General features: G+C 32.4%; 2 protein-coding genes. Both read right to left on the reverse strand.

Annotated features, from left to right (window positions below):
• The coding region (locus CI949_RS20555) for a MotA/TolQ/ExbB proton channel family protein (RefSeq protein ID WP_290769899.1) at window positions 1–450 on the reverse strand (450 nt) is incomplete at its 3' end.
• Window positions 451–464: 14 nt separating this feature from the next.
• Window positions 465–1,493, reverse strand: coding sequence for an energy transducer TonB (locus tag CI949_RS20560; RefSeq protein ID WP_290769901.1), 1,029 nt, complete (start codon window positions 1,491–1,493; stop codon window positions 465–467).
• Window positions 1,494–1,533 lie beyond the last annotated feature (40 nt).

Genomic DNA, 1,533 nt, shown 5'->3' on the forward strand with positions numbered 1-1,533 from the left:
AGAAATACCTAAAGCCATCTGTTCCGGGTTCCCCCCTAGACCTAAGACCTGAAATGTTTTGATCATTCCACTAACAGTTCCTAAAAGGCCTAAAGTTGGCGCTACCTGGGCAATAAAATTTAAAAATCCTAAACGTTTTTCTAATTCTGGCAGCTGATCAACTTCCTCCGCATCAAGATAAAGTTTAAATTCTTCTCTACTCTGTGGATTTCTTTTTAATGTATTATAATATATTTTTGCTGCAATTCCTTTTTGATTATGCAAGATATTATCCCCTAAATTACTTTCATCAAAATCTTCAATAGCTTTTAAATATTGTTCTTTATTAATTGTTCTATAATTTAAAATAAAAACTATAGTTCTTTCAAATATTATAAAAAGCATTAAAAATGCAGCTAAAAGCAGTGGGTATGCTACAACTCCTGCAGTTTCTATAAATTCTGTAATCATTTATCTTACCTCCTTTAGTTCAACTCAAATTTTATTGGCAGATTTACTATTACTTCAATCTTTTCTCCATCTTTTTCAGCAGCTTTAAATTCCCAATCACTTACCGCCTTCAGAGCAGCCTGGTCAAACGACTTATAACCAGAGCTTTGATTAATCTTCAAATCATGTGTTTTTCCTTCTTTATCAATTCTTAAAGAAACTATAACCCTCCCTTCTATATTTCTTCGCCTTAAATTAGAAGGGTATTCTGGCTGGCTATATTTACTAACCCCTGGTTTTTTAATTGAATCTGAATTACCTTTTCTTAGATCATAAACTTTATTTTCTTGATCAGCTTTATTTTTCGCTGCAGCAGAATTATCAGAGTTACTATTTTGAATGGTCTCAATTTTTTTTACTATTTTAGCATCTTTACTATTTATTGCTTCAGCTGTGCTGCTCTGATCTGATTGAGGATCTGCAGCTTCATTTTCTTCATTAACCTTATTTGTTTCAGCTGACTCCGATTCTTTATCTGCTTCGGCTTCCAAATTAGCTATAAAACTATCTAAATCAAATTTATCTTCTTCAGCTTGCTTTTCCTGCGCCATAGATTCTTCTTTTTCTGAGTTATTTGCTGAGTTCTGCATCCAGGCTGGTGGCTCAGCTGTTTTTTCTGCTTTTTCTAATTTAGTTTTTTTATCAATTTGTTCATTTACATCATTCTTTTCTGCTATTATCTTATTTTCAACAAAGTCTTCCTCTTCTTCAGTAATTTCATCCTTTTTTTCAGCTAAACTATTTTTATCTACTTCCGCTTCATCATTTTGAGCCTGAGCAGCTGTTTCTTTTGTTTGGGGGTTTATTTCATTATTGACATCTGGCTGGTTTTCTTCCCCAGCAAGCTGTTTAGAAGCAGATAATAATAGTTCTATTTCAACTTCTTCTTTTTTCTGAATTTTTATATCTTCTGCCAAAAGCTTTAAAGACCCAGCTTCCAGCAGTAAGATAAGGGATAATGATAAGAGGAAGGCTGTTAGATATATTATTTTGTTATTCTTCATTATCATCATCCTTTCTATAAGTTAATTTGTAGGTTTAACT

The sequence above is a fragment of the Halanaerobium sp. genome (assembly GCF_003070835.1).